Raw genomic sequence first — 22,858 nt, 5'->3', positions numbered from 1 at the left:
ACACTACTTCTTCGCCAGCCCCTTTTCCATCGCATCGCGGATATCCGCCGGCCATCCCGAGAGGTCCGGCCAGGTCTTCGGCTCCGCATCGGTCTGCTGGGCAAAATAGAGCTTTTGCGCCTTCGGATCGACGGCCATGAAACCATCCGAAACGCCGCAAGCATGCGGCACGCAGCCGGTGGCATAGAAGACGCCCGAGGGCAGGCGCTCTGGCTCGCTGCCGACGACCAGGCTCGACACGACATCGTCCATGTCGTCGCCCAAAAGCCCGGTGGCCGCCGTGTAAATCCCGCCATTGTCGAAGGCGTCGATGATATGGTCGATGCTTTCAGGCTCGAGGTCTGTCCAGCCCGTATCGGGTTGCGGCACGAAGCGCATCGAGCCGGCCACGCGCAGGCCCTCGTCCGGCGACCACACCTGCACATCGGAGGTGGTGCCCGGGAGCAGGTAGGGAACGAAATAGATGCTGTCGTCCGTCACCGCGGGCGGGGGCGACCCGCAATCGTCGCCAGCAAGCACCGACTGGACCTCGCCACCCTCGGGCTTCCAGACGATCACCGTCTGCGGACCGCAGGCATTGCCGCCCTCGCCCGCCTGAAACAGCGCGACGGGCATATCCTGCACCTCGACCGTGCCGTCATAAAACAGCATGTAGTTGCGCAGCAGTTCCTTGCCGTTGAAGGCAAGGATCTTTTCCATGTCGGCGTTTTCGGTGATCGTCAGTTCGCCGCCGGCAAAGGGCACCGGCCCATCAGTGTCGGCCTGCGCCAGGAGCGGCGAGGCGAAAGTCAGCGGCAGCAACGTAAGAGCGGAGAGGGTCGAAAATTTGAACATCGGCTTCTCCGCTCTTCAATCATGAGGGGCGTTCAGGCCCAGGGACGGCTTTCGGCAAGCTGCTTTTCGAAGACATCGATGGACGGTGCCTTTTCCATGGTCAGGCCGATATCGTCGAGGCCGTTGAGCAGGCAGTGGCGGCGAAATTCGTCGATGCTGAACTTGACCGTACCACCATCTGGGCCGCGGATTTCCTGTTCTTCGAGATCGACCGTCAGCGTGGCATTGGCGCCGCGCGAGGCGTCATCCATCAGCTTGTCGAGGTCTTCGGGGCTGACGGTGATCGGCAGGATGCCGTTCTTGAAACAGTTGTTGTAAAAGATGTCGGCGAAGCTGGTGGAGATCACGCAGCGTATGCCGAAGTCGAGCAGCGCCCAGGGCGCATGCTCACGGCTTGAGCCGCAGCCGAAATTGTCGCCCGCGACTAGGATCTGCGCGTTGCGGTAAGCCGGCTTGTTGAGCACGAAATCGGGGTTCTCGGTGCCATCTTCATTGAGGCGCATCTCGGCGAAAAGACCCGCGCGAAGCCCGGTCCGCTTGATCGTCTTCAGGTAGTCCTTCGGAATGATCATGTCGGTGTCGATGTTGACGATCGGCAGCGGTGCCGCAACGCCTGTGAGCTTCGTGAACTTGTCCATGTTTGTGGCTCGACTGTTTCGATCTGGCTCTGAATGCTGCCGAGGCAGCTTGCGTCAGTCGCTTTACACAAGGTCAGCGCAAAAATCAAAGCGAAGCGCGCCGTGTGGCGATTTACGGACAGTGCATATCCCATCTGGCGTGGGAAATAACGATCGGATAGGTTGCGCCGCGCTCTGGAGTGCCGCCCATGACCTTTGTTCCCGACATCGCCACGCTGCTGCAATTCGCAGTCGCCACCATCATCATCGCGATCACCCCCGGACCGGACATGACGCTGTTCGTCGGTCGCGCGCTGTCGCAGGGTCGTGCCGCGGGCTTTGCCTGCATGGCGGGCGCAATGACGGGCATCGTGGTCCACACATCGCTGGTCGCGCTCGGGCTGTCGGCGCTGATCGTAGCCTCTCCCGAAGCCTTCATCCTGCTGAAAGTCGGTGGTGCGGCCTATCTCCTGTGGCTGGCCTGGCAGGCGATCCGCCATGGCTCGGCGTTTTCACCGGAAAAAAAGGCCGGAGGCAGCCGCTCGCTGATGAAGAACTGGGCGACGGGCCTGGGCATCAACCTGATGAACCCCAAGATCATCCTGTTCTTCATGACCTTCCTGCCGCAATTCGTCTCGGCAAGCGACCCGCACGCGCCGGGAAAACTGTTCTTTCTCGGCCTATCCTTCATCGTCGTGTCGCTGCCGCTGACTGCCGCCATGGTGATCGCCGCCGACCGCTTCTCCGCCTTGCTGCGCAAGAGCCCGCGCGTCACCCGGATCGTCGACTATGTCTTCGCAGGCGTCTTTTCAGCCTTTGCGTTGAAAATCCTCACGGCGCAGGCGCGATAGACAACGCCTTATCGTATCGGCGGCGCCTTGTCCTTACGCCAGCCTGCCGGCAAATCGGCCGGTGACGAACCAGTAGGCGAGCCCGCCAACAATGCCGCTGCCGATGACGGCTATCGGCGCGCCGGACATGAGCAGTTCGTTGGAAGGCTCCCCGACCTGATAGAAATAACCCACGACGACGATCCCCACCAGCGCACCGCCAAGGGCATAAAACAGCCAGTCGCGCTTGCCCATCATCTCCGCCAAAAGCATGACCACCAGCGCCGGGATGAAGGCGAAATAGGATACGAACAGCGCTACGAAGGGTATGGAGACGATCATGGAGCCGGAAGAGGCCACCCAACCTGCCTCCTCGGCGGTGAAGCCAGCCGACCCCAGAAACAAGAGGTTGAGGAAGGCAGACGCCGCAAGCGTGGCCACGACATAGCCCATCAGCATGTGGAACAGCTTGCCGATCATGAGCAGCATGCGGCTAGGACCGATCGACAGTCATGGATCGATCCTAATCCTCGCCGTGTCCCACGATCATCATGGCTTCGAGCGCCAGGCGTTCGGTCTTCTTCATGCGCTCGGATTCCGACTTGAGCTGCCCGCAGGCCGCCAGGATATCGCGCCCGCGCGGCGTACGGATCGGCGAGGCATAGCCGGCATTGTTGATGTAGTCGGCGAACTTCTCGATCGTCTCCCAGTCCGAGCACTGGTAGTTGGTGCCCGGCCATGGGTTGAACGGGATCAGGTTGATCTTGGCCGGAATGCCCTTGAGCAGCTTGATCAGGGCGCGCGCATCGTCGAGGCTGTCGTTGACGTCCTTCAGCATCACATATTCGAAGGTGATGCGCTTGGCGTTGGACAGGCCGGGATAGTTGCGGCAGGCGTCCATCAGTTGCTGGAGCGGATATTTCTTGTTGATCGGCACCAGAAGATCGCGCAACTCATCGTTCGGTGCATGCAGCGAAATCGCCAGCATCACGCCGATCTCGTCGCCAGCCTTGACGATTTCAGGCACCACCCCCGAGGTCGACAGCGTGATGCGGCGCTTGGACAGCGCCAGCCCATCGCCGTCCGACGCTATCAGCAAGGCCGTCTTCACCGCCTCGAAATTGTAGAGGGGCTCGCCCATGCCCATCATCACGATGTTTGTGATCTTGCGCCCTTCCGCCGGCACGATGGCGCCGTCGGGCGTGCCGCGCTCGGGAAAATCGCCCAGCCGGTCCCGCGCCGTCATCAACTGCGTCAGGATTTCTTCGGCGGTCAGGTTGCGCACCAGCTTCTGCGTGCCGGTGTGGCAGAACGAGCAGGTCAGCGTGCAGCCGACCTGGCTGGAAATGCACAGCGTGCCGCGACCCTCCTCGGGAATGTAGACGGTCTCGATCTCCACCGGACGCCCCGCGCCGCGCGCCGGAAAGCGGAAAAGCCACTTGCGCGTGCCGTCTGACGAAATCTGCTCTTCCACCACTTCCGGCCGTGCGATGGTGAAATGCCGGTCAAGGGTGGCGCGCAGATCCTTGGAAATGTTCAACATATCCGAGAAGCTGGACACGCCGCGTATATAGAGCCAGTGCCAGAGCTGCTGAACGCGCATTTTCGCCTGCCGTTCGGGCACGCCGACCTTGACCAACGCCTCCGCCATCTCCGGGCGGGTGAGGCCGATCAAGGAGTCCTTTGCGGGCTGCATCGCGCGGGCGCGCAATGCGTCGCGGGTACCCTCGGTGGTCAGGTCGAACGATAAGGTCATGGCAGCGGCTTATATAGGGACGATTTACGTCAGTTCATCGGACGGAATGCGTTCGAAGCAACGGAAGGCGGGGCCATAGCACAGCTTTCCGCCCGCGTCACGCCCAACACAGAAGCGAGGTTTTACCGAAGCTTCCGGCTGTGCTAGCGAAAGAAGCCTTTTCTTCGTCAGGAACAGCAATGCCCCGCAAGCCTGTCGCACGCCGCGCTGTTTTCAGACGCTCACGCGCCATGATGGCATCGCCAAGGGTCTGGCGGCCAAGCCTCATCTTCTGGGCCGGCGCCATAACCATCGGCGTGTTCAGCGTCGCCTTCGCCCATGTCGCCGATACCGCGCAGAATGCCTTCACCAGCACAATCAACCGCCCCGGCGGCTGGAGCTATCTGCCGCTGATCCTTACGCCGGGAGGCTTCGCGTTGTGCGCATGGCTTGCCTATCGCTATTTTCCGGGATCGCAAGGCAGCGGCATTCCGCAGGCTATTGCCGCGCGGCACCTGACGGAGAAAGAAGACCGCACGCACCTGCTGTCGCTGAAACTCGCCTTCGGCAAGATCGTGCTGACCATCGTCGGCCTGTTGTGCGGCGCTTCCATCGGCCGCGAAGGGCCGACAGTGCAGGTCGGCGCGGCGATCATGCTGAAAACAGCGCAATGGGGCGGGATGATGCGGGAGCGCGGCCTTATCCTTGCCGGCTCGGCTGCCGGCATCGCTGCGGCCTTCAACGCACCGCTTGCCGGCATCGTCTTTGCCATCGAGGAGATGGGCCGCAGCTATGAGGCACGCGCCAACGGCCTCGTGCTCAGCACCGTCATTATTTCGGGCCTCGCCTCGCTGGCGCTGGTCGGCCAGTACACCTATTTCGGCGTTTCGCGCGAAACCATCGCCATGGGCAGCGACTGGTTCATCGTGCTCATCTGCGGCGTTCTCGGCGGGGCGCTGGGGGCCGTCTTTTCCGCATTCTCCTTGAAGATTGCGCGCAGGATCAGAGATTGGAACAGCCGGAATTCGTTGAAACGATACGTGATCATCGCTGCCTTTTGCGGGCTCGGCGTCGGCATCATCGGGGTGGCAACCGCCGGAGCGACCTTCGGCACCGGCTACGATCAGGCCCGCACGGCCATCGAAGGCGAACCCCTGCCCTCCTGGTTCTTCATCGGAAAGTTCGTGGCTGGCGTGCTGTCCATGGCGTCCGGCATTCCGGGCGGCATCTTCGCGCCGTCTCTGGCAGTCGGTGCCGGGCTCGGCAGCAGCATCGGCGTGATCCTCGGCACCGGCATCGGCAGCGCGGCCCTTCTGGGCATGGCGGGATATTTCGCCGGCGTTGTACAGGCGCCGATGACCGCCTTCGTCATCATTCTCGAAATGACCGGCAATAACGACAATGTCATCGCGTTGATGTGCGCGTCGATGCTCGGCTATGGCACGGCGCGGCTGATATCAAACGAACCGCTCTATCACGCGCTGTCGCGGATGTTCATAGCTGACGCACTGCGCAAGCGGCGCAAAGAGGATTCGGACAACAGCCGGGTCCCACCCGAATAGAAAGAGGCCGGCGCGAGGCCGGCCTCAATCAAAACATTTGTCGGCTTTTACTTGCAGCTCTGGATGGATGACAGGGCGGCCGAAATGCCTTTCAGCGAGAAGACATAGGTCGTGGTGTTGCCACGCCCGGACTTGGCGGAGATTTTCATGTCGGCGCCGCCGCGCATGGCCGCAATCAACTGCGGCTCCTCGGCTGCGTTTTCCACCCAGGCCGACTTGCCGCGCGTGAACATCGAGAATGTTTTGGCGCCGATGGTGACCGAGACTTTCGAGTTGGTCTGGAAATCGTAGCCGGCAATGAACTGCGGTTCGAAGCTGACCTGCTGGCCGGGCCTCTGGCTGACGAAGAAGAACATATCGCCATGGTTGAGGGTGGGCGGCTGCTTGTCCGTCGGCACCGTCAAGACATAGCAAACCTTACCGTTCTGTGCCTGATAGCTGTAGGTGCCCCAAGCGTTGTGCTGCCCGATCTTCGTCGCCGACTGAGCCATCGCCGGCGCTGCCGCCGCGATCACTGCCAGGCACGACATGGTTGCTATCAATCTGCGCATTTCTTTTCCCGTATCTCGAATGAGGCGGTGGGCGAAACGGCTGTCGCCGTCGCCGGATTGCTTCATTTTGATTTAATCTGGGTTACCAAACGATGAATCCCACCGCAAAATGTGATGAGTTGCCCCAATTGGTACCGCTGCCCGTATCCGCCAGCCTGAACCGGCGCGTCCCTGGAAACGATCAAGAGCATGAAAACGGCAAGAGTTTGACTTTTCGTTGCAAGCTGTAATCTGGACAGGATTAGACATCGTCCCATATTGGTCACAGAACTTACCGCAGTGCTCAGGTTGCAGCGCAATCACCCATATGTCCGCACATGACTAAAACGTCGCAGGAAACATACGCCCTGCTTGTCGCAAAGGTCGCAAGAGATAGGGACACGGAAGCATTCGCGGTGCTGTTCCATCAGTTTGCGCCGCGTATCAACGGCTATCTCCAGCAACTTGGGCTGAGCAGCGGCGTCGCAGAGGATGTCGCACAGGAGGTCATGGGGGTTTTGTGGCAGAAAGCCGACCTGTTCGACCCAGCCCGCTCTTCGCTCGCGACGTGGCTTTTCCGCATTGCGCGCAATCGTCGCATCGATTTGGCGCGGCGTGAGCGCAGCCACACCTTCGACACCAGCGACCCGACGCTCTGGCCCGGCGAAGCGACGCCGCCGGACCATTCGATCGACGCGGCCCGCACCGATGAACGTGTGCGCGCTGCCGTCGCCGATCTCCCGGACGAGCAGAAGGAACTGCTCCGGCTTGCCTACTTCCTCGGGCTTTCGCAGACCCAGATCGCCGACAGGACCGGCCTGCCGTTGGGCACGGTCAAATCAAGGTTCAGGCTCGCCTTCGCCAAGCTGCGCAAGGCTCTCGAAGGCGACCCCGTCATTGTCGGCTCAAGAGACTGAAACTCAGTCGGTTTCGTTCAGGGCATTGCGCGCGGCGATGCGGTGCGCAGGCTTGATGTTGGCGGTGATTGCGCCGATGGCGGCAGACAAGACGGCAATGTCGTCAGTGAAGCCGAGCCCCAGCACCATGTCTGGAATGATGTCGAAAGGCAGCACGAAATAGGCAAGTGCCGCCAGCATCGTGCCCCGGGCGCGCAGTGGCGTCTTCTTATCCAGCGCGCAGTAATAGGACGCCACGACATCGTTCATGAACGGCACATGGCGCGCAGCACGTTTCGCCGTCCGCCAGAAGCCGGCCTTGACCTTTGCTTCGTCGGACGAAGCGTCTTTGCCTATGCCGAATTTCGCAAAATCCCAGGTACCGAACATGCCTTAACTCCTTCGTCCGATCATGTGGGAACGGCAAAGACCTCACGCAAGATTGATGAAGCTCAATGGCCGCTGAGACGGTCGATTTTTTCGGCGAGCTTGAAATCGAGTTCGGTGAGCCCGCCGGCATCATGGGTGGAAAGCTGGATGTCGACCGTCTTGTAGACATTCGACCATTCGGGGTGGTGATCCATCTTTTCCGCCGCGAGCGCTACGCGGGTCATGAAGCCGAATGCCTCGTTGAAGCTGCGGAATTCGAAGGTGCGAGAGATGGCGCAGCCTTCTTCCGCAAGCGTCCATTCCGGCACCTTGAGGAGAGCCTGGGTGATCGTTTCGCCGTCCAGTTTGTCTCTCGCCATATCAACCATCCATGCTAATCGGCATTGTGATGAACATAACGCACCGTAGCAGGAGTCAAAGGCCTTGACCTCGATCCTTTTCGTCTGCCTCGGCAACATCTGCCGCTCGCCCTTGGCCGAGGGCGTGTTCCGCACCGTCTTGTCCGAGCGCGGTATTACCGACGTGGAGATCGATTCCGCCGGCACAGGCGGCTGGCATGCAGGCGAACTGCCCGACCCCCGCTCCATTGCAATCGGCGCAAAGCATAGCGTCGACATCACAATTCAGCGCGCCAGAAAGGTGGTGCCCGAAGATTTTTCCCGATTCGACCTGATCCTGGGCATGGACCGCTCCAACGTCAGCGATCTTCTTGCGCTGGCGCCCAAAGGCGCAAGTGGGCGCGTTGCGCTTTATCTCGATTACGCGACGGCCCGGCAGAAGGACGTGCCCGACCCGTATTATGGCGGTGACGACGGTTTTGCCGATGTCTACCGCATGATCCGTGATGCATCCGAAAAGCTTGCCGACAAGGTGACGGCCGGACGTATCTCGCCAGCAAGCGGCCAGGCTTCCTCGACGATGTAGGGCCCGCCCCCGACGGAATCGCGCGACGACATCAGGACGAAGCGTCCGACTTTGAATGGCAGGGTGGAGAAATTGCCCCGTGCCGACAGGTAATGCGCCACATCGATCGGACTGCTGTTGCGCAGCCGGGCGAGGGTGACGTGCGGCGTAAACTTCCGTGGATCGGCGGGAAGTCCTATCCGCTGGCAGATACGGTCGATTTCCGATTGCAAAGCGTTCAGATGCGGCGAAGGCGCCACCGCCGCGAACACGGAATGCGGCTTCTTGCCGCCGAAGGCACCGACGCCCGACAACGTCAGCGAAAAGGAGGCCCGGTCAACCCGGTCAATGGCTTCTACGATCTCGTCGGCGACATGGCCTTCGACATCGCCAATGAAGCGCAAGGTGAGGTGATAATTCTCGACGTCGATCCAACGTGCCCCTGGCAACCCTCCCCGCAGCAGTGACAGCGACAGCGCTGCCTCACGCGGGATTTCGAGGGCGGTGAAAAGTCGCGGCATTGCCAGGCTCCTTTCCTCGAATCGAAGTTCGTGGTCTCAGCGGATCATCCTTCGGTCCGCGGGGCAAGTGCTTTGTTGCAACTGCGAACAAGACTTTGGATGACGCAGCGTAAGATGCCGTGTTCTCACGAACCATCCCGTTGTTTGGCGAGCTCCGCCTCCATCGTCGGCAGAAAGCGCTCGACCATACGGTCGATGCCTTTGGCATTGGGGTGCATACCGTCTTCAAGCGCGTAGGATCGGTCACCGGCCACCCCATCCAGGAAGAACGGATAGAGCGTGACATCGTATTTCTTGGCCAGCGTCGGATAGATGGCATTGAACCGATCGCCATAATCCGCACCCAGATTGGGCGCGGCGAACATGCCGGCCAACAGAACGTCGATACCCCTGCCCTTCAGCTGCCGCAGCATGGCGTCGAGGTTTTTTTCCGCTGTTTCCGGCGATATGCCACGCAGCATGTCGTTGGCGCCGAGTTCCAGGATTACCAGATCGGTATCGTCGGGCACCGACCAGTCGAGGCGGGAGAGGCCGCCACTGGTCGTATCTCCCGAAACGCCGGCGTTGGCGATAACGACATCGTGACCTTTAGCCTGTAGCGCCGCCTGCAGTTTTTCTGGAAAACCTTCTCCGGGACCAAGCCCATAGCCAGCCATCAAGCTGTCGCCGAAGCCGACCACCTTCACGGTCTTTGCGTAAGCCGGCGACAGAGCAAGGGATGCGGCAAATGCGAACAGGCCGAAGATCAGGTGTTTGAAAGCCATAGGCTGCGTCCCATATGAGAAATCATTCGTATCTTCCTCCCATATAGGACAGTTTTTTCGTGACAGAAGCCGTCATTGAGCTCCGAAATGTCTCCCTGACCCTCGGTCACGGAGCATCCTCGGTCCATGTCCTCAAGGGGATCGATCTCGACGTCGCGCGCGGCGAAGCAGCCGGCATCGTCGGCCCGTCCGGTTCGGGCAAGTCGACCCTGCTTATGGTGCTGGCAGGCCTGGAGCGGGTCGATGAAGGCACGGTGAAGATTGCCGGCGAGACGCTGAACGGCAAGAGCGAGGACCAGATAGCCGCCTTTCGCGGTCGACATGTCGGCATCGTCTTCCAGTCCTTCCACCTCATCCCCAACATGACGGCGCTTGAGAATGTCGCCGTGCCGCTGGAGTTGGCGGGACACCGCGACCCGTTCGGAGTGGCCGAGCGCGAACTCGCCGCAGTCGGACTCAAGGACCGCGTGACGCACTATCCCGGCGAATTGTCGGGCGGCGAGCAGCAGCGCGTGGCGATAGCGCGCGCCTTGGCGCCCGAGCCCGCAATCCTGATCGCCGACGAGCCGACCGGCAATCTCGACCAGGCAACCGGCCGCCAGATCGCCGACCTGCTGTTCGCTAAAGCAGCGGAACGCGGCATGACGCTGGTGCTGGTTACCCACGATCCGTCACTCGCCGCCCGCTGCGGCCGCCAGATTGCCATGCGCTCGGGTCGCATCGAAACGGTCGAGGTCGAAGCCGCCAAGGTGCCCGCTTGATGACGCGCAGCCGGCAGACGGCGCTCGCTTTCCGCTTTGCGCTGCGCGAGATGCGCGGCGGCCTGCGCGGCTTCATGATCTTCCTGACCTGCATCGCGCTGGGGGTGGCAGCCATTGGCGGCGTCAATTCCGTTGCGCGCGCCATCGGCTCAGGTGTCGCTGCAGAAGGACAGCAGCTTCTGGGCGGCGACATCCGTTTCGAGATCAACCAGCGCGAGGCGACGCCCGAGGAACTGGCTTTCCTGAACGAGCAAGGCACCGTCACTCATGCCGCCGGCATGCGCTCTATGGTGCGGCTCGAAGACGGTTCCGACCAGACGCTCGCCGAGGTCAAGGCGGTGGATGCGGCCTATCCGCTTTACGGCGCTTTGCAGACCGAGCCTGCGCTTCCCGCCGGTGCGCTGTTCGGCGAAAAGGACGGCGTTTTCGGCGCAGCTGCGCCGGACACGCTGTTCGAGCGGTTGAACCTCAAGCCCGGCGACCGCGTGCGCCTGGGCAGCACGACCTTCGAATTGCGCGCGCTTCTGGTCACCGAGCCCGACGCGCTGTCGGACGGGTTCGGCTTTGCACCCCGTCTGCTCGTGTCGCTCGACGGACTTCGCGCGGCGGGCCTGATCCAGCCCGGCAGTCTGGTCGAGCATTCCTACAAGCTGCGCCTGCCGTCAAACGCCCAGAGCGACGAGGCGATCACCGTTCTTCGCGACCGTGCCGGAGCGGATTTCCCGGAAGCCGGCTGGAGCATCCGGACCCGCAGCAACGCAGCACCCGCATTGTCGTCGAATATCGAGCGCTTTTCGCAGTTCCTGACGCTTGTCGGCCTCACCGCTCTTGTCGTCGGCGGTGTCGGCGTCGCCAACGCCGTACGCGCCTATCTCGAGGCCAAGCGCGGCGTCATCGCCACCTTCAAAAGCCTTGGCGCCTCGGGCGGCTTCGTGCTTTCGGTCTATCTCATACAGATCCTGCTCATCGCCGCGGTCGGCGTTGCCATTGGACTGGTGGTCGGCGCGCTGATGCCCTATGCCGCCAGCGCGTTTCTGCAATCCTTCATTCCTGTTCCCGCCGAAGTGGGTCTCTACCCGTCGGCACTCGCTCTCGCAGCGCTTTTCGGCTTCATGGTCACGCTCGCCTTCGCGCTCCTGCCGCTCGGCCGCGCCCGTGACGTGCCGGCCACGGCACTGTTCCGCGAGATGGGTTTCGAGGGACGCGGCTGGCCCCGCTTGATCTATATCGCCTTGTCGCTTGGCCTTGGCGTGGCACTTGCCGCACTCTCCGTCTGGTTCGCCAGCGACCGGCGCATCGCTATCACCTTCGTGGGTGCGGCGATCTTTTCGTTCATCGTGCTGCGCGCCGTCGCAGCCATCGTTCAACTCGCAGCGCGGCGTGCACCGCGCGTTCGGTCCACCGCGTTACGGCTCGCCATCGGCAACATCCACCGCCCGGGCGCACTGACGCCGTCCGTCGTGCTTTCACTCGGCCTGGGGCTGACGCTTCTGGTGACGCTTGCCATGATCGACGGCAACCTGCGCCGCCAGATAGCCGGCGGACTGCCGGAAAACGCGCCGAACTTCTTCTTCGTCGACATCCAGCCCGGCGAGGTCGACGGGTTCGCCGGTTTGCTCAAGGCGCAGGCCCCCGAAGGCAAACTGGTGCAGGTGCCAATGCTGCGCGGACGCATCATGGCGCTCAACGGGACCGATGTGCAGAAGCTCGACGTGCCGCCGGAAGGCGCATGGGTGCTGCGCGGAGACCGTGGCCTGACCTACGCCAAGAACCTGCCGGAAAATTCGACCCTGTCCGAAGGCACATGGTGGCCGGCCGACTATCAAGACGAACCGCTTGTCTCCTTCTCCGCGCAGGAAGCGCGGGAACTCAACCTGAAGCTTGGCGACAGCGTCACCGTCAACGTGCTTGGCCGAAACGTCACCGCCAAAATCTCGAATTTCCGCGAAGTGCAGTGGGAGTCCATGGGCATCAACTTCGTCATGGTGTTCTCGCCCAACACATTCGCCGGCGCACCGCACAGCTGGCTCGCCACGCTGATGCTGAATGGAGACACCGCGAACGAAGGCCAGATCCTCAACGCCGTCACCCGCGCCTATCCCGCCGTCACCTCCGTGCGGGTCAAGGATGCGCTTGACGTCGTCAACCGCATCGTCGCCCAGCTTGGAACGGCTATTCGCGGGGCCGCGGGCGTGGCCCTGATCGCGTCGATCCTGGTGCTGTCCGGCGCGCTTGCGGCCGGAAACCGCGCCCGCATCCACGACGCGGTGGTGCTCAAGACGCTGGGCGCCACGCGCCGCACCCTGATCGCCGCCTTCTCGCTCGAATATATGCTGCTGGGACTGGCCACCGCCATCTTCGCCTTGCTGGCAGGCGGCGTGGCGGGCTGGTATGTCGTTGCCCAAGTGATGAAACTGCCCTGGTCCTTCCTTCCCGATGTGGCGCTTGGAACAGTCGTCGCAGCGCTTGTCCTGACCGTGGGATTTGGCCTGATCGGCACATGGCGGGTTCTGGGGCACAAGGCCGCACCGGTGCTGAGAGAGCTCTGACGCGTCGGCAGAATCGGACCAATCCGCAGGATCGAAAGCCATTGTTACGCGCGTCACATCGTTTTGAACGACATTTGTATGAAAATGTTGACTCACGCGGCGTTGCAAAACGTAACGGGTCTTGTTCTAGCCCTAAAATATCATCATATTCTGCCGCAGGCATGCTGGAGTCCCGCCAGCGGCGCCTGGGTCGGTGGACCCGACACCGGACGGGGCAGAAGCAATAGAGGATACCATGGCTGATTTCCGTAATTATCAGGCACGGGTGGCGGCAGCAGGCCACGCCGATGCATCGATCGATCAGGGCCTCCGGTCCTATATGGTCAGCGTCTACAACTATATGGGCATAGGCCTGGTCATCACCGGCCTGGTCGCTCTCGGCACCGCGATGCTTGCGACGACGACCGATCCATCGGCTGCCGTGGCGACGCTCGGCAACGGCAAGATGCTGACCTCTTTCGGCCTCGCCATCTTCGGCTCGCCGCTGAAGTGGGTCGTCATGCTCGCACCGCTCGGCATGGTGTTCTTCCTCAGCGCACGGATCGGCTCGATGAGCACGGCTGGCGCCCAGCTTGCCTTCTGGGTCTTCGCCGGACTGATGGGCCTGTCGCTGTCGTCGATCTTCCTGGCCTACACCGCCCAGAGCATCACGCAGACCTTCTTCGTGACCGCAGCCGCCTTCGGCGCTCTGTCGCTCTACGGCTACACCACAAAGCGTGACCTCACCGCGATGGGTTCGTTCCTGGTGATGGGCCTGTTCGGGCTGATCATCGCGATGGTGGTCAACATCTTCCTGGCATCGAGCGCCCTGCAGTTCGCCATTTCGGCGATCGGCGTGCTGATCTTCGCCGGCCTGACCGCCTACGACACGCAGAACATCAAGGAAATGTACTACGAGGGCGACGACGCGGCCACTATGGGCCGCAAGGCGATCATGGGCGCGCTGCGTCTCTATCTCGACTTCATCAACCTCTTCACCTTCCTCCTGCAGTTCATGGGCAACCGCAACTAGGAGCAAGGCTGTCCCAGGACAGGTTGAACCATGAAAAGGCGACCGAAAGGTCGCCTTTTTGTTTGTCTTGCGCTGACAGCCGCGGCAAGCCAGACCGATTGATGCACACCCGCGGGCACGCTCCCAACGAGATCCAGCCGTTTGCCACAACCCCGCTATACGAAATCGTCGCCAAGCGGGCAGGTTGGGCATGCTATGTCGACCCGCTGGACCAAGCGAATCCTGGTCCCGATCAAATCTCGCAGTATCGGAAAGCCCAGATTTTCCTGTATGAAAGAATGCCGGAAAAGATCGGCATGCGTAACCTCTCAACGGCATCCGATGACCCAGATTTCCATCCGTCCCGCTCGCTCTGAAGACCTTCCCCGCATCACGGACATCTATGCCGATGCCGTGAACAACGGTACGGCGACCTATGAGCTGGAAGCGCCCTCGCTCGAAGAAATGCACAAGCGCTACGAGGCGCTGCGGGCCGACGAATATCCCTATATCGTCGCCGAAAAAGACGGCGCGGTGATCGGCTACGCCTATGCCGGCCCTTTCCGCGCGCGGCCTGCCTACCGCTTCATCGTCGAGGATTCGATCTACATCGCTCCCGAGGCCAAGGGCGCCGGCGTTGGCAAGGCCCTCATGCAGGCGCTTCTCGACGAGTGCATCCGCCTGGGCTTCCGGCAGATAGTGGCTGTGATCGGCGACGGAAGTCCCACCAGCGCGTCCGTGAAACTGCATGAACGGCTCGGCTTCGAGCACACCGGCGCCATGCCCGGATCGGGCTACAAGCACGGCCGCTGGCTGGACACGGTTCTGATGCAACTGTCCATGAACGGCGGCAAAACCCTGCCTCCGGACCCGCACTCGGTTCCCGAGCGCATTTTTCAAGCCAGGCAGAGGCAGGGCTGACGCCAGAGCCAGCAATAGCGGTTCATGCCTGGATGTGAGGCCGGCATTCGGGCGATGCTTTCATTGAAAATTCCGCCCTTTGGGCATCACGTTACGCGCCCGGCGCGCCAGGAGATCATGTCCCGGCTGAGCCATCTGCGGCAAAGCCTGCCTTGCCGCATCGGTGTCCTGCCACTCGCCAAGGCGCCGGCCGCTTTCCCTCACGGCCTTCTCGGCCTCGAAAAGCTGCAACTGCGCTTCCTCCGACAGTTCCGCGAGCCAGGGCGTGATATCCTCGATGCGGTCGGCAACGACATGGATGACATCCGATGCCGATTGCAGCTTGCCGGTGACGCGGACAAACCGCGCCCCGAGCACGACGGGCCGATACTGTTCGAACACCTTTTTCCAGACGATGACATTGGCGACCGTCTCCTCGTCCTCCAGCGTCATGAAGATCACGCCTTTCGCAGAACCGGGCCGCTGGCGTACCAAGACCAGCCCCGCCACCGACACGCGCCGCCCGCTCCTTAGGTCGCCGAGCCTTGTGTTGGCCGTGACACCTTCCCTGTTCAGACGGCTACGGAAGAAGGACAGAGGATGCGCCTTCAGCGAATGGCCGAAAAAGCGGTAGTCCTGCACGACATGCTCGCCTAGAGGCATTGCCGGCAATGCGACGGGCTGTTCGTTGTCGCGTAACGGCTGCTGCGGGCTTTCGAACAAGGGCAGGCTTTCGGCAGCGCTTTTCGCATCGAGCGCCCGTACCGCCCAAAGGGCCTCGCGCCGGTCGAGCCCCATGGAGCGGAAGGCGTCGGCATCGGCAAGCCGCTCGATATCGGACGCATCGAGCCCCGAACGCAGCCAGAGATCGCGGACCGAGATGTAGCCCTGTCCGCGCTGCGCCACCAAAAGCTTCATGGCATGTTCCGAAAGCCCCTTGATCTCGCGAAACCCCAGACGAACAGCGCGCCGGGTTTGGATCACCCCGCGCATCTCCTCGTGCTTGCAGCGGATTTTCCGCGGGTCGAAGACGGCGTCCTCCAGCAGACAGTCCCAATCGGAATGATTGACGTCGACAGCGCGGATTTCAACGCCATGGTCCTGCGCATCGCGGATCAATTGCGCGGGCCGATAAAACCCCATCGGCTGGGAATTCAGGATCGCGGCGCAAAACACATCCGGATAAAAGGTCTTGAACCAGCACGAGGCATAGACGAGCAGGGCGAAAGCAGCCGCGTGGCTTTCGGGAAAGCCGTATTCGCCAAACCCTTTTATCTGATTGAAGCAGCGTTTCGCGAATTCTTCGTCATAGCCCTTCCGGACCATTCCATCGATCATACGTTTTTCATAATTGCCGATCGTGCCCGTGCGTTTGAAAGTCGCCATGGCGCGCCGCAACTCGTCGGCCTCTCCCGGCGTAAATCCCCCCGCCTCGATAGCGATGCGCATGGCCTGTTCCTGAAACAAAGGAACACCTAGTGTTCTGCTCAAGATTTTTTCCAGCTCGGGGTGGGCATAGTCGGGCTTTTCCTTTTTCTGCCGCCGCCGCAGATAAGGGTGCACCATGTCGCCCTGGATCGGACCGGGGCGGACGATGGCGACTTCGATGACGAGATCGTAGAATTCGCGCGGCTTGAGGCGCGGCAGCATGCTCATCTGGGCACGGCTTTCGATCTGGAACACGCCCATCGTATCTGCCCGGCAAATCATGTCGTAGACCCGGGCATCCTCCTTCGGCAGCGTATCCAGATCGACGATGAGGCGACCGTTGTCTTTGTTGCGCGCGCCGTAATGCGACTGGACCAGCCCGAACGCCTTCTGCAGGCAGGTCAGCATGCCGAGCGCGAGAATATCGACCTTGAGGATTTTGACCGCATCGAGATCGTCCTTGTCCCACTCCACCATCATCCGGTCGTCCATCGCCGTCTTGACGATCGGCACGATCTCGTCGAGGCGGTCCTTGGTGATGACGAAGCCCCCGACATGCTGGGACAGATGGCGCGGAAACCCCATTATGGCGTTGGAAAGATCGACCACATGTTTGGTCACGGGATCGGCCTGGTCGAGGCCGGCAGCACCCGTCTCCTTGTCGCCGAGTTCCGACGTCGACCACCCCCAGATCGAGCCCGACAGCGCGTTCATCACGTCTTCGGACAAGCCCATCGCCTTGGCAACCTCGCGCAGGGCCGACCGCCCGCGATAGCTGATGACGGCAGCGGCCAGCGCGGTTCGCTTCGTGCTGTATTTTTCGTAGATGTAGGTCATCACCTCGTGGCGCCGCTCGTGCTCGAAGTCGACATCGATGTCTGGCGGCTCGTCGCGTTCGGCGGAAATGAAGCGCTCGAACAGCACGTCGACGATATCGGGCCCGACATCGGTGATGCCCAGGCAGTAGCAAATGACGGAATTGGCCGCAGATCCCCGCCCCTGGCATAGTATCTTTTTCGAACGGGCGAAGCTGACGATCTCGTGGACGGTCAGGAAATAGCGGGCATATTTGAGCGTCTCGACAATGCCGAGTTCCTTGCAGATGAGGTCTTTGATGCGCGGCTTGACCCCTTCCGGATAGCGCCTTTCGGCGCCTTGCCAGACCAGCCGCTCAAGCTCGGCCTGGGGCTCTAATCCGGATTCCGTCGGCTCCTCCGGATAGTTGTAGTGGAGATCCTTGAGGCTGAAGGACAGCGTGCTCGCAAAGTGCTGCGTCTCGGCAATCGCCTCCGGATACCGGCGAAACAGCCGCGTCATTTCCAGCGGCAGCTTCATATGCCGCTCGGCATTGGCGGCAAGCTGCAGGCCGGCCTTATCGACCGTCGTCTTGAGCCGGATGGCGGTCAGCACATCCTGCAGGTTCCTCTGTTCGGGAAGATGATAGAGCACGTCGTTGGTCGCCATCATCGGCACCCCCACGCGCTGCGCCATGGCAGATGCCGCTGCGAAGCGGAAGCTGTCATTACCGCCATAAGAGGGCGCGACTGCAAGCCAGACGCTGCCGAAGCGGCGCTTGAGCGCCCCTATGAGATCGGCTTCGGCTTCCACGGTTTTGCCGAGCCTCGGCAGCACCGCCAGCGACAGGTTTTCGCCCCACTCGAAAAGGTCGTCCTTCAACAACCTCGGCGCGCCCTTTTCGCCGCGCTGGTTGGCAGCCGTCAGCATGCGGCAGAGATGCCCCCATCCCTTGCGATCCTGGGGATAGGCAAGCATGTCGGGCAGACCGTCGGCAAAAACCAGCCGGCAGCCGGGATGATAGGTCACCTTGTCGACCTTCGCCTGCGACCAGCCGCGCACGACGCCGGCAACGGTGTTGCAGTCGGCAATTCCCATCGCCCGATAGCCCAGAAGATGTCCGGTCACCACGAGGTGTTCGGGCTTGGAAGCCCCGCGCAGGAAGGAGAAGTTCGACATCACCCCGAACTCAGCATAGGCCGGGGGCTCCTTTTCGGAAGACGCTGTTCCGGTCATGGGAAAAGCCCATGCATGAACCATGCGGGCGGGCGGGCCGCCGTTCCGTAAAAGCCGCGCCGGAAGAGCCAGAAGCGCCTGCCTTCTGTGTCCTCGATGCGAAAATAGTCCCGCGTCTCGGCATCCGCCCTGTCGCGCCACCATTCCGGCGCAATGCGTTCCGGCCCTTCCGAGCGCGCTACCTTGTGCAACGCGCTACGCCAGCGGAAATGGATGGGCGGACCTTCGGGAACCTCGGCGCTCACCTGCAGAAGCTCTGGATGCTGCAAAAGCCGGATCGGCCGTTCGGAATTTGCACCCCGCTCGTCCTGGATGGGCACCGCCTCCACCCTATCCTCGACCGCAACGGCCGTCACCGCATGTTCGGGAATATGGCTTTCCACCAAGACGGGACGGACGATCGTTTCCGCGCCATAGCGTGCGCGCACGCGGTCGGCGAAATGGGCGATGCCTTCGCCCTCATCGCCTGTGCTGTCGACCAGATCGGCCTGTCGGTCGTCGAAGGGCGCAACCAGTGCCGCACTGAGCCGAACGAGATCGAAACCGTATCCAGCGTCGACCTGGTCGCCCAGAACGGCAAGCCGTTCACGAAAAAGCTTCAGGATAAGATGTGGATCGCGCAAGGGACGCGCTGCCCCGACCGCAATGCGGCTGACCAGACCGTCGACGCGAAACAACCGCAATTCCAGCCGGCGCGCACCTTCCCCGCGCCGTTCGAGATCGCCTTTCAGTGTGTTGGCCAGCAGCCCCAGTAGGTGCTCGACATCCTCCATCCGCACCAAAGGTTCCGGCAGAAACCGTTCGACCGATAGCGGCGCCACCGGCAGGCGTGGCGAGATGGCCTCCTCCACAGCGCCCAATGCCTGGTCGAGCCTGAGAAGCAGGCCCTTGCCGAAGCGGCGGGCCAGCGGCGCTCGCGGCGCCTGCAGCAGCGTGCCGACACGGCGCAGGCCCACTCCTTCAAGCCTTTCGCGCAGTTCGGGCGCAAGCCGCAGCGCCGATAAGGGCAAGGGCGCCAGGAACGCCGCCTCGCTTTTTGGCGTCAGGATCGCGGCATTGGAAAAGCGTGCGGCAGCCCAGGCGCCGCCCGGCGTGGACGCCGCGCCCAGCCTCACGCAAAATCCCTGCCCGAGGAGCCGCTTTGCAATCTCATTCAGCATGGCCTGCTCGCCGCCGAACAAATGCGCGCATCCGCTGATGTCGAGGAACAGTCCGTCCACGCCGTCGAGAGCGACCAGCGGCGTATAGCGGTCGCACCAATCGGCCAGCCCGTTGAGAAGCGCCTTGTCGGCATCGGGTTCGGCCTCGACGATCTCGATGCCGGGATGCATCGCGCGGGCGTCGGCAATGCCCATGCCCCGCTTGAGGTGCAAGGCTTCAGCTTGCTCGTCGAGGGCGCAGATGCGCTGGGTGTTGCTCTCGCGATGGCTGATGATGAGCGGCCCGCGCACCGGATTGGCCGAACGCCACGACCGCCCCCAGCGCTTCCTCAACACCCTGTCCGCCGCCAGATAGGGAAACCACAGCGCCACGATCCGGCGGCGCGAAGCGTCCTCTTCTTCTGTCTTCGAAAATACGCTCATCGGCGTTCCACTCCAAAACAAAACGGCCAGGCGCGGCCGTGCGGCTTTTGCTGATCTCCACCGCAAACCCAGGCGGGCCGATGGACAGCGGCAACGGCCCGTCGAGCGTCTCGCGCAAACCCGCGGCGGAGGCTGAAAGCACGAACCGCACGGGAGCTGCCGTGGGCTCCGCGGCTGCACCCTGCCGCAACAGAAAGACCGGACGGCCGGCCTTTTGCGCCCGGCGGTGCAGGCGTCGGGTGGCGGTCAGGTCCAGCGCGCGCGGACTGCCGCGCAATTCGACGATCACGGCGGCAAAATCCGAAAGCACGGCGGCCTCCTCTGCGATCCACAGCGCATCGGACGGCTTGGGGGCTGCAGCGAAGAGAAGATTTTCCGGCGAAATGCCGAACAGGCCGAGAATGCCCCGCCCGTAAGGAAATCCCGCCTCGCGAAAAATCTCCTCCGTGCCGATCCAGAGGATGAAGGGCGCTGCAGTCACAGCCTTCAGCCACAGGCTGACGAGACAGAGCGCAAAGCCTGCCGACGCGGCGGCATCGCGCGTTTCGCGGCCATGCAGTTCCGTCAGCGCACCAGCTTCCAGCCCGCCGCCAAGAGCGGCGTCGAGCTCTTCGACGCCGATTTGCAGAAGCCTACGCGCAGCAACGCCGTGACGCCGGACGATAACAGCCGAATCTTCCGCATCGTCCGGCGCGGCAAGACGCTCGGGCAAGGCGCCTTCGATCTTCGCTATCTGTTGACGGAGGGCAAAAACAATGTCCTTCGCCACGGCGCTGGTCGCCATGTCGATCTGCCTTCGGTTGTGTTCCTGTTATGTTCTTATGGATTCCAGAGCCGGCACGAAGAGTCAAGCAGCACGACGGAGAATTTATTCCTGTGGAAGAGAATCCTGAGGTGGCTTATTTGCGTTGAGATGACGTCAAAGCCTCGAAAGCCGCCGCATGAAAGGCTATATGGGTCGCAAAAGGATACTCAATGGCCCGCATTTACCAGACTCGCGCTTGGCATGAACAACTGTCCCCGGCGATCGAAGAAATGGAGCTTCTGGCTCTCGAGGCCTATGCGCATCTGCCTGAGGAATTCCGCAAGCTGACCGGCGAGGTCATCATCCAGCTCGCCGAATTTCCCACCGACGAAATCATGGACGACCTGTCGCTGGAAACGCCCTTCGACCTGCTCGGCCTGTTCGAGGGCCGTGGCATCGCCGAGCGTTGGAACCCGCAGACGGGCGAAGGTCCCAACAAGATCACGCTCTACCGCCGGGCCATTCTCGACTACTGGGCGGAAAACGAAGAGACGCTGGGCGACATCGTCACCCATGTGCTGATCCATGAGATCGGCCACCATTTCGGGCTTTCCGACGAAGACATGGATCGGCTGGAAACCGAGGCCGAGGAATAGGCTAACCCGCCAAAACCCGCTTCATGACGGCCATATCGCTCGTCTCATGGGCAAGTGTTTCGATGACGCTCCAGCCCAGCCGAGCATAGAAGCCGGGGCTTTCGGTGTAGAGATAGGCAGCGTCAAATCCATATGCCGCCGCCAGCCTTTCCAGGCCCAGCATCATGGCGGAGGCCACGCCCTGGCCGCGTGATTCGGTCACCGTATAGACACTCGCAACCCACGGCGTGAGGTGGCTGTGGCTCTCCAGGTCGCACGCGATGAGCAACGCCATACCGGCTGGTTTCCCATTCAGCAGGCCGATAACGGCGCCCTCGCCTGAGGTGCTGCAAGCGATGTCGCGCAATGCGGCCTCGGTGCCGGCAAGATCGCGCCCGGCCTCGCGGCCCCACTGCTCGAAATTCCAGCGCGCGCATAAGGCAATATCGCCGGGCCGGTCTTTCAGGGACAGGACCCGAACGTCACCCACGGGCATGAAATTCAATACTCACTGAGCTTGATGCCAGGTTCGTATTCGACGTACTCGACATCCTTCACCACGGCCTGGCCACAGCGCATGGTCTTGGTTTCGGCGTCGAAGGCATAGGTCGGCGATCCCTGGAGTTGCCAACCCTTATTCAAGGCCGCCGTCACCTTGTGGCAAAAGCTGGAATCGTCGGGTCCGGAGAGGAAGCGATAGAGTTTCATGCCTCTTCAATTCCACAGGCAACCAGGCCCGGTCAAGCGCCGGACTTGCCCAAGAGCCGCTGCGCCTGAGCCAGATGCAGGCGCTCGACCATCCTGCCATCGAGCTGGATGACGCCCTTGCCGGCATTTTCGGCCTCGGCAAAAGCGGCAACGATACGCCGCGCCTCAGCTACGGCTTCAGGTGACGGCGAAAAGGCTGTGTTGGCAGGATCGATCTGCGCGGGATGGATCAGCGTCTTGCCGTCGAACCCCATCGCCGCCCCCTCGGCACATTCGCGCGCAAAGGCTTCCAGGTCGCGAAAATCGTTGGAGACGCCGTCCAGAACATCCAAACCGCCGGCACGCGCCGCCAACACCATCTGCATCAGCCACACCGACAGATACCGTCGGTCGGGCGTGGCCAGAACACCGGTATCCTTGATCAGGTCGTTGGTGCCGGCCACCAGGCAGACAAGGCGGGATGCGGGATCGCGGCCGAGCTCGGCTATGGCGCCGAGATTGAGCATGGCGCGCGGCGTCTCCACCATCGCCCAGAGGCCGATACCGTCCGCAGCCTCGTCGTCCAGCACGTCGCCGGCTTCCAGAATGTCGCGTGGCGTGTTCACCTTGGGCAGCAGAATGGCGTCCGGTTCCCAGCGGCAGGCGGCCAGAAGATCGTCGCGGCCGAAATCGCTCGACAGCGCATTGACGCGCACCACGATCTCACGGCCCGCCGGACGTTCTGCGAAGAAGGCATCGAGCCGTGTCCGCGCTGCGGCCTTGTCCTCAGGCAGGACGGCATCTTCGAGATCGATCACCACCGCATCGCAACTGAGCCCAGCCACTTTGGCCAAGGCCTTTTCATTGCTGGCCGGCACATAGAGCACGGAGCGGCGGGGGCGGAAGCTGCGATCGGTCATCTGGTCTTCTTGCCCGGCTCTTCTGGCCCTTGCAAGAGCTTGCCAC

Annotated in this window: 24 protein-coding genes; 9 read left to right on the top strand and 15 right to left on the bottom strand. The window is 62.1% G+C overall.

Annotated features, from left to right (window positions below):
* Nucleotides 1-3: 3 nt before the first annotated feature.
* Complete coding sequence (locus tag ICI42_RS05485; RefSeq protein ID WP_188163477.1) at nucleotides 4-834, bottom strand: hypothetical protein; 831 nt, start codon at nucleotides 832-834, stop codon at nucleotides 4-6.
* 32 nt (nucleotides 835-866) lie between these two features.
* Complete coding sequence (gene leuD / locus ICI42_RS05480; protein ID WP_188163476.1) at nucleotides 867-1,472, bottom strand: 3-isopropylmalate dehydratase small subunit; 606 nt, start codon at nucleotides 1,470-1,472, stop codon at nucleotides 867-869.
* A gap of 188 nt (nucleotides 1,473-1,660) precedes the next feature.
* On the opposite strand from leuD, the gene ICI42_RS05475 reads away from it, so the two are divergent.
* Nucleotides 1,661-2,302, top strand: coding sequence for a LysE family translocator (locus ICI42_RS05475; RefSeq protein WP_188163475.1), 642 nt, complete (start codon nucleotides 1,661-1,663; stop codon nucleotides 2,300-2,302).
* Between the two features lie 33 nt (nucleotides 2,303-2,335).
* On the opposite strand, the gene ICI42_RS05470 is transcribed toward ICI42_RS05475, so the two are convergent.
* Nucleotides 2,336-2,770 (bottom strand): hypothetical protein, encoded by a 435-nt coding sequence (locus ICI42_RS05470; protein ID WP_188163474.1) that lies wholly within the window; start codon nucleotides 2,768-2,770, stop codon nucleotides 2,336-2,338.
* Between the two features lie 34 nt (nucleotides 2,771-2,804).
* Nucleotides 2,805-4,037: a 23S rRNA (adenine(2503)-C(2))-methyltransferase RlmN gene (gene rlmN, locus ICI42_RS05465; RefSeq protein WP_188163473.1), complete on the bottom strand. Its 1,233-nt coding sequence runs from the start codon at nucleotides 4,035-4,037 to the stop codon at nucleotides 2,805-2,807.
* Between the two features lie 179 nt (nucleotides 4,038-4,216).
* Between rlmN and ICI42_RS05460 the strand changes: the two genes are divergently transcribed.
* Nucleotides 4,217-5,578, top strand: a complete 1,362-nt coding sequence (locus ICI42_RS05460) for a chloride channel protein (protein ID WP_230980154.1) — start codon at nucleotides 4,217-4,219, stop codon at nucleotides 5,576-5,578.
* Between the two features lie 47 nt (nucleotides 5,579-5,625).
* Here the strand turns inward: ICI42_RS05460 and ICI42_RS05455 are convergent, their stop codons facing one another.
* Entirely contained in the window at nucleotides 5,626-6,129 is a 504-nt protein-coding gene (locus ICI42_RS05455; RefSeq protein WP_188163472.1) for an invasion associated locus B family protein, read from the bottom strand.
* A 317-nt stretch (nucleotides 6,130-6,446) separates the two neighbouring features.
* On the opposite strand from ICI42_RS05455, the gene ICI42_RS05450 reads away from it, so the two are divergent.
* Nucleotides 6,447-7,025, top strand: coding sequence for a sigma-70 family RNA polymerase sigma factor (locus tag ICI42_RS05450; protein ID WP_188163471.1), 579 nt, complete (start codon nucleotides 6,447-6,449; stop codon nucleotides 7,023-7,025).
* Nucleotides 7,026-7,028: 3 nt separating this feature from the next.
* Here the strand turns inward: ICI42_RS05450 and ICI42_RS05445 are convergent, their stop codons facing one another.
* Nucleotides 7,029-7,394, bottom strand: a complete 366-nt coding sequence (locus ICI42_RS05445; RefSeq protein ID WP_188163470.1) for a YkvA family protein — start codon at nucleotides 7,392-7,394, stop codon at nucleotides 7,029-7,031.
* Nucleotides 7,395-7,456: 62 nt separating this feature from the next.
* Nucleotides 7,457-7,753 (bottom strand): 4a-hydroxytetrahydrobiopterin dehydratase, encoded by a 297-nt coding sequence (locus tag ICI42_RS05440; protein ID WP_188163469.1) that lies wholly within the window; start codon nucleotides 7,751-7,753, stop codon nucleotides 7,457-7,459.
* Nucleotides 7,754-7,817: 64 nt separating this feature from the next.
* Between ICI42_RS05440 and ICI42_RS05435 the strand changes: the two genes are divergently transcribed.
* Nucleotides 7,818-8,318: a low molecular weight protein-tyrosine-phosphatase gene (locus ICI42_RS05435; protein ID WP_188163468.1), complete on the top strand. Its 501-nt coding sequence runs from the start codon at nucleotides 7,818-7,820 to the stop codon at nucleotides 8,316-8,318.
* On the opposite strand, the gene thpR is transcribed toward ICI42_RS05435, so the two are convergent.
* Complete coding sequence (thpR, locus tag ICI42_RS05430; RefSeq protein ID WP_188163467.1) at nucleotides 8,222-8,818, bottom strand: RNA 2',3'-cyclic phosphodiesterase; 597 nt, start codon at nucleotides 8,816-8,818, stop codon at nucleotides 8,222-8,224. The two genes, ICI42_RS05435 and thpR, sit on opposite strands and share 97 nt — an antisense overlap.
* Before the next feature lie 125 nt (nucleotides 8,819-8,943).
* A complete protein-coding gene (locus tag ICI42_RS05425) occupies nucleotides 8,944-9,582 on the bottom strand; it encodes an arylesterase (RefSeq protein ID WP_188163466.1) in 639 nt (212 codons plus the stop codon).
* Between the two features lie 59 nt (nucleotides 9,583-9,641).
* Between ICI42_RS05425 and ICI42_RS05420 the strand changes: the two genes are divergently transcribed.
* The 4 genes from ICI42_RS05420 to ICI42_RS05405 all read left to right on the top strand — a co-directional run bounded on the left by ICI42_RS05420 (nucleotide 9,642) and on the right by ICI42_RS05405 (nucleotide 14,804).
* Nucleotides 9,642-10,343 carry an ABC transporter ATP-binding protein gene (locus tag ICI42_RS05420; protein ID WP_188163465.1) on the top strand — a complete coding sequence of 234 codons (702 nt, stop codon included), beginning with the start codon at nucleotides 9,642-9,644 and terminating at the stop codon, nucleotides 10,341-10,343.
* Complete coding sequence (locus ICI42_RS05415) at nucleotides 10,343-12,892, top strand: ABC transporter permease (protein WP_188163464.1); 2,550 nt, start codon at nucleotides 10,343-10,345, stop codon at nucleotides 12,890-12,892. Before ICI42_RS05420 ends, ICI42_RS05415 begins: the two co-directional genes overlap by 1 nt.
* 235 nt (nucleotides 12,893-13,127) lie before the next feature.
* A complete protein-coding gene (locus ICI42_RS05410) occupies nucleotides 13,128-13,904 on the top strand; it encodes a Bax inhibitor-1/YccA family protein (protein WP_188163463.1) in 777 nt (258 codons plus the stop codon).
* A gap of 321 nt (nucleotides 13,905-14,225) precedes the next feature.
* A complete protein-coding gene (locus tag ICI42_RS05405; protein ID WP_188163462.1) occupies nucleotides 14,226-14,804 on the top strand; it encodes a GNAT family N-acetyltransferase in 579 nt (192 codons plus the stop codon).
* A 60-nt stretch (nucleotides 14,805-14,864) separates the two neighbouring features.
* Here ICI42_RS05405 and ICI42_RS05400 read toward each other — a convergent pair whose 3' ends face one another.
* Genes ICI42_RS05400 through ICI42_RS23560 form a run of 3 tightly spaced genes read right to left on the bottom strand, consistent with a single transcriptional unit; the run spans nucleotide 14,865 to nucleotide 20,609 of the window.
* Nucleotides 14,865-18,242 carry an error-prone DNA polymerase gene (locus ICI42_RS05400; RefSeq protein ID WP_188163461.1) on the bottom strand — a complete coding sequence of 1,126 codons (3,378 nt, stop codon included), beginning with the start codon at nucleotides 18,240-18,242 and terminating at the stop codon, nucleotides 14,865-14,867.
* Nucleotides 18,239-19,678: a Y-family DNA polymerase gene (locus ICI42_RS05395; protein ID WP_330999117.1), complete on the bottom strand. Its 1,440-nt coding sequence runs from the start codon at nucleotides 19,676-19,678 to the stop codon at nucleotides 18,239-18,241. The genes ICI42_RS05400 and ICI42_RS05395 overlap by 4 nt, the downstream gene beginning before the upstream one ends.
* Nucleotides 19,620-20,609: an ImuA family protein gene (locus ICI42_RS23560; protein WP_230980153.1), complete on the bottom strand. Its 990-nt coding sequence runs from the start codon at nucleotides 20,607-20,609 to the stop codon at nucleotides 19,620-19,622. The genes ICI42_RS05395 and ICI42_RS23560 overlap by 59 nt, the downstream gene beginning before the upstream one ends.
* Nucleotides 20,610-20,800: 191 nt before the next feature.
* On the opposite strand from ICI42_RS23560, the gene ICI42_RS05390 reads away from it, so the two are divergent.
* On the top strand, nucleotides 20,801-21,226 hold the full coding sequence (locus tag ICI42_RS05390) for a metallopeptidase family protein (RefSeq protein ID WP_188163459.1): 426 nt from the start codon (nucleotides 20,801-20,803) through the stop codon (nucleotides 21,224-21,226).
* A 1-nt stretch (nucleotide 21,227) separates the two neighbouring features.
* On the opposite strand, the gene ICI42_RS05385 is transcribed toward ICI42_RS05390, so the two are convergent.
* Genes ICI42_RS05385 through ICI42_RS05375 form a run of 3 tightly spaced genes read right to left on the bottom strand, consistent with a single transcriptional unit; the run spans nucleotide 21,228 to nucleotide 22,812 of the window.
* A complete protein-coding gene (locus ICI42_RS05385; RefSeq protein ID WP_188163458.1) occupies nucleotides 21,228-21,695 on the bottom strand; it encodes a GNAT family N-acetyltransferase in 468 nt (155 codons plus the stop codon).
* 11 nt (nucleotides 21,696-21,706) lie between these two features.
* Entirely contained in the window at nucleotides 21,707-21,913 is a 207-nt protein-coding gene (locus ICI42_RS05380; protein ID WP_188163457.1) for a DUF1737 domain-containing protein, read from the bottom strand.
* Between the two features lie 32 nt (nucleotides 21,914-21,945).
* Nucleotides 21,946-22,812, bottom strand: coding sequence for an HpcH/HpaI aldolase/citrate lyase family protein (locus ICI42_RS05375; RefSeq protein ID WP_188163456.1), 867 nt, complete (start codon nucleotides 22,810-22,812; stop codon nucleotides 21,946-21,948).
* Nucleotides 22,813-22,858 lie beyond the last annotated feature (46 nt).

This window comes from Oryzicola mucosus (genome assembly GCF_014534685.1).
Taxonomy (GTDB): Bacteria; Pseudomonadota; Alphaproteobacteria; order Rhizobiales; family Rhizobiaceae; genus Oryzicola; species Oryzicola mucosus.
This window is presented reverse-complemented; position numbering and strand designations above follow the sequence as displayed.